The sequence below is a fragment of the Actinomadura sp. 7K534 genome, assembly GCF_004348575.1.
Taxonomy (GTDB): Bacteria; Actinomycetota; Actinomycetes; order Streptosporangiales; family Streptosporangiaceae; genus Spirillospora; species Spirillospora livida.
In genome coordinates, this window is the sequence record NZ_SMKB01000382.1 from 1 (window position 1) to 4,328 (window position 4,328).

5 protein-coding genes are annotated in these 4,328 nt (G+C 71.1%); 1 reads left to right on the plus strand and 4 read right to left on the minus strand.

The annotated features are described in order from the left end of the window. Window positions 1-111: 111 nt before the first annotated feature. From E1266_RS38560 to E1266_RS35920, 4 genes are all read right to left on the minus strand, one after another. On the minus strand, window positions 112-258 hold the full coding sequence (locus tag E1266_RS38560) for a hypothetical protein (RefSeq protein WP_165966352.1): 147 nt from the start codon (window positions 256-258) through the stop codon (window positions 112-114). A 110-nt stretch (window positions 259-368) separates the two neighbouring features. Next, entirely contained in the window at window positions 369-1,307 is a 939-nt protein-coding gene (locus E1266_RS35910; protein WP_132054850.1) for a hypothetical protein, read from the minus strand. A gap of 155 nt (window positions 1,308-1,462) precedes the next feature. Further along, window positions 1,463-2,539 (minus strand): hypothetical protein, encoded by a 1,077-nt coding sequence (locus E1266_RS35915; protein WP_132054852.1) that lies wholly within the window; start codon window positions 2,537-2,539, stop codon window positions 1,463-1,465. A 100-nt stretch (window positions 2,540-2,639) separates the two neighbouring features. Continuing rightward, complete coding sequence (locus E1266_RS35920) at window positions 2,640-3,710, minus strand: hypothetical protein (protein ID WP_132054854.1); 1,071 nt, start codon at window positions 3,708-3,710, stop codon at window positions 2,640-2,642. Between the two features lie 134 nt (window positions 3,711-3,844). Between E1266_RS35920 and E1266_RS35925 the strand changes: the two genes are divergently transcribed. Further along, window positions 3,845-4,328: amidohydrolase family protein (locus E1266_RS35925; protein ID WP_279436375.1), on the plus strand; the 484-nt coding region annotated here is incomplete at its 3' end.

Consider the following 4,328-nt stretch of genomic DNA (forward strand, 5'->3'; position numbering starts at 1 on the left):
CGTCATGTTGCGGCGGGTCGTCCCGCCCCCTCTGCACGGACGACCCACCGCGAACACCATCTCCCAAGCCGCCCGCGGCCTGCGCTTACTCTCCCCGCATATCTCCGTTACTCAGAGCACAGGGCGATGGGCGCGCTTGCAGGGCGCAGCGTCCGCGATCAGCGGGCCGGCCAGCTCGTGAGCCGCCGGATCGCTGAGCGCGAACGTGGACCGGGTGAGGTAGAGCCCAAACTCTTCCACGTCCAGCCGTACCTTCACGCCTCAACACTCCCGATCCCGTTCTGAGACGGGATCGGGCCACCACGCGGATGGCCGCAGCCGTTCAGCGAGCGCCGCGTGAGCTTGGCGGTGGCTCTTCCCATGACCGGTCAGAAGGAGCCGCCGAAGCCGCCGGTGTATCCGCCGCCGCCGTAGTCGCCGCCGGCTCCGTAGTCGCTGCCGGCTCCGTAGTCGCTGCCGTAGGTGCTGGAGGGTCCGTGGGCGCCGGTGGGGCGGCTGCCGGGGCCGCTGTCCGGAGGGGAGGGGAGCTGCTCGATCCGCTCGCCCGTCAGTTCCTCCCAGGTCCTCACCTCGGCTTCGTCTTCGTAATCGTCGTGATACGGGTTTTCGTCGCCTTGCCGTTCCCGCATGGCCTCCGACGTGTTGAGGGACCAGAACACGGCGGTGTACGGGTGCTCGGCGCGTTCCCTGGCGATCTCGGCCTGGATCTCACGGGCGGTGACGTTCGCCAGCAGCGGCGGCGCGGGCGGGTCGTCGTCAAGGGTCGGCACCCAGATCTCGATGTCACGCTGCCCGTCGGGTTTCTCCAGCACGCAGTACGCCCAGACCGCGTCTTCGGGGCCGCCCAGGGCGGCGATCCGTTCCTCGCGCTCGCGGAGTTCCTGCCTGACCAGCGCCTCCGTCTCCCGTTGCGCCGCCAGGTGTTTCGCCTGGACGTGCTCCACCAAGCCCGTGGTCTGTTCGTCGTACGCCTCGTACGCCCGGGCCAGTTCGCCGTAGAGCCGGTCGTGGACGGCCTCGTACTCGCTGCGCATCCGTGCGCGGCTGGCCCTGGGCCGGATCTTCCACAGGATCCGGCGCCACATCGGGGTCAGCCCGGGGTTCAGCCGGACGGCGGCCCGGTGGTCCTGCCGATTCACCTCCATGACCCGCTCGACCAGCGAGCGTGTGGCGTCGAGCCAGCGCTCCACGTCGGCGGCCGGAGCCCGCAGTTGCAACGGGGCGATGGGCGAGTGGAACCGCCAGCGGAGGTCATCGTCTACCGCGACGTACCTCTGCCTGCCGAGGAATTCGTCGACCGATTTCATCGGCTTGTACGAGTACCAGGGGTGGTAACCCGCGATGACGCTTGGTCGGGGCGGCGAGTTCGTGCGTAGGTAACCGACTTTCCGGGTGTCGGGCTCTGGCATCGCTCACCTGCCGCGAGGAGAGGGGTCTTTCGTTATACCTCGCGGGTGCGCCGTCAGCGGTTGTTGATGACGAGGGGCACGTTCGGGGTCTTGCCGACCAGCCAGAGTTCCGGGCTGCCCGGGACGCCGGTTCCGCCGGTGATCCGGCCGTCGTCCGGCTTGGGCACCGTGACCTGCGTCCAGGACGAGCCGTCCAGGCGGTGGAGGTGGCGCCAGTACCCCGCCAGCACCCACACGGTCCCGTCGCCGGTCCTGAACAGTGCCTCGTCGCCCGGGGGCGTGGGAATCTCCTGCCAGGTCTGGCCGTCCCAGCGGAACATGACCTGCTCGGACGTCAGACCGCCCGTGTTGTGGAGGCCGACCGCCCACACCTCGTCGGCGGACACGGCGAGGACGCGCGTGAAGCGGTAGCCGTTGTCGAAGTCCGGGACCTTGCTCCACGTCTGGCCGTCCCACTTCAGCAGGCCCCAGGTGGCCGTCGCCCAGGCGTTGTCGTCCGACACCACGGAGATGTCGGTGACGGCGACGCAGCAGGCGTTGGGCGGGCGGCCGGTCTCCTGGAGGGTCCACTGGCCGTCCTGCCAGCGGTAGAGGTCGTTGCCGCAGCCGAACCAGGCGCCGGTGGAGTCGGCGGCGGGGGTGCGCGGCGCGCACCACTCGTCGGGTCCCTGCACCTGCTGCCAGCGCGTCCCGTCCCAGTGCGCGAGGTAGGGGGCGCTCTGCTGCGTGTGCGGGCGGAGCGTCCCGGTCACCCAGACGTCGGACGGGGTCCTCGCCTCGACGTCCTGCAGCACCGCGTCGCCGCCGCCACCGGGCGGGTCGTAGGTCCGCCAGGACGAGCCGTTCCAGCGGACCACCGCGGGCTTCGGCGGCAGGACGTGGATCGTGCCGGCCCCCCAGAGCGGCACGGACCAGTCGATCCCCTGGTAGCCCTGGTAGCCGACGGCCCATACATCGTTCGCGCCGGTGGCGGACACCGCCTCCAGCCCGCTCCGGGGCCACAGCCATGGCGTGGACGCCGCCTGGAGCGGAGCCGGTTCCGCTGCGGAGGCGGCGGTCGACGGCCCGGCGACGAGGCCCGCGCCGAGCAGACCGACGGCGGCGATCCGGAGGAGGAGGGACGATCTCATACCGGGACTCCCGGGGGTAGGCGGTCACGGGCTGCGCCCATTCAATCAAGCCAGTGATCGGTGGCACAATAGCCGGGCTGTCCAGGTCCGTCCAAGTGGCTCAGTGGTTGTTGTTGATGACGACAGGGATGTTCGGGGTCTTGCCGACGAGCCATAGGGCCGGGCTGCCCGGGACGGCGGTTCCGCCGCTGATGCGGCCGTCGTCCGGTTTGGGGACCGTGACCTCCGTCCAGGACGAGCCGTCCAGGCGGTGGACTCCGCCCTGGTGCCTTTCCACGCCCCACATGGTTCCGTCGCCGGTCTTGATCAGGGACAGGTCTCCCGGGGGCGGGGGCTCTTCGTGCCAGACATGGCCGTCCCAGCGGACCAGGAACCGCTCTGAGCCGGTGGGGCTCGTCAAACGGATGCCGGACGCCCACACCTCGTCGGCGGAGACGGCGAGAACGCGCAGCCAGCGGTGCTCCCCGGAGCCGGGAAGCTTGCTCCACGTCCGGCCGTCCCAGTGCAGCAGGCCCCAGTGGGCCGCCGCCCAGGCGTCGTCGTCCGACAGCACGGAGATCTCGCTGACCTCGACGCAGCACGCGTCGGGCGGGCGGCCGGTCTCCTGAATGGTCCACTCGCCGTCCTGCCAGCGGCAGAGGTCGTTGCCGCAGCCGAACCAGGCGCCGGTGGAGTCGCCCGCGGGGGTGCGCGGCGCGCGCTCGTCGGTGAGGGTCTCCACCTGCTCCCAGCGCGTCCCGTCCCAATGCGCGAGGTAGGTGACCGGCCGCTGGTTCGGGTGGAGCGTGCCGAGCACCCACACGTCGGACGGGGACCTGGCGTCGATCTCCCTCAGCATCGCGTCGCCGCCGGTGCCGGGCAGGTCGTACGTCCGCCAGGACGAGCCGTTCCAGCGGACCACGGCGGCCTTCGGCGGCAGGATTTGCACCGTGCCGTTCGGCCAGCCCGGGATGGAGTAGTCGATCGCCTGGTAGCCCTGGTAGCCGACGGCCCACACGTCGTCGGGGCCGGTGGCGGACACCGCCTCCAGGCCGCTCCGCGGCCACAGCCATGGGGTCGCCGCGGGCTGGAGCGGAGCCGGTTCCGCCGCGGCGGCGGTCGACGGCCCGGCGACGAGGCCCGTGCAGAGCAGCGCGGCGGCGGCGATCCGGAGGACTGGGCGCGGTCTCATACCGGGCTCCCGGGGTAGCGGGTGGCGGGCCACTCGCCATTAGATCAAGCCAGTAATCACTGACACAATAGGATCGACCCGCCGGCCGGTCCCGGCTCCAGGATGGTGGCATGACGACGCGCTACGAACCCGCCATCGACGTCGAATCGATCGTCGCCCTCGACGTGCACACCCACGTGGAGAGCGACGGGCACGGCCACTACGCCCTGGACGGAGAGCTGCTCGACGCCTCGGCGAAGTACTTCCGCTCCGACGACAACCGCACCCCGACCGTCGCCGACCTCGCGGAGTACTACCGGGCGCGCGGCATGGCCGCGGTGGTCTTCACGGTCGACGCGACGACCGGACTCGGGCATCCCGGGCTGTCCAGCGAGGAGATCGCGCGCGAGGCGGTGCGGCACCGCGACGTCCTCATCCCGTTCGGCTCGGTCGACCCGCACGCCCCGGACGCCGTCGAGCGGGCCAGGCGGCTCGTCACCGAGTACGGCGTGCGCGGCTTCAAGTTCCACCCCAGCCTGCAGCGGTTCACGCCGAACGACACCGCGTTCTACCCGCTCTACGAGGCCCTGGAGGAGCTCGGCGTGATCGGGCTGTTCCACACGGGGCAGACCCTGTCTC

Bases quoted from the DNA above. Each gene is read 5' to 3' on its own strand.
- E1266_RS35920 (WP_132054854.1), bottom strand. From the start codon at position 3,710: ATGAGACCGCGCCCAGTCCTCCGGATCGCCGCCGCCGCGCTGCTCTGC.
- E1266_RS35915 (WP_132054852.1), bottom strand. From the start codon at position 2,539: ATGAGATCGTCCCTCCTCCTCCGGATCGCCGCCGTCGGTCTGCTCGGC.
- E1266_RS35910 (WP_132054850.1), bottom strand. From the start codon at position 1,307: ATGAAATCGGTCGACGAATTCCTCGGCAGGCAGAGGTACGTCGCGGTA.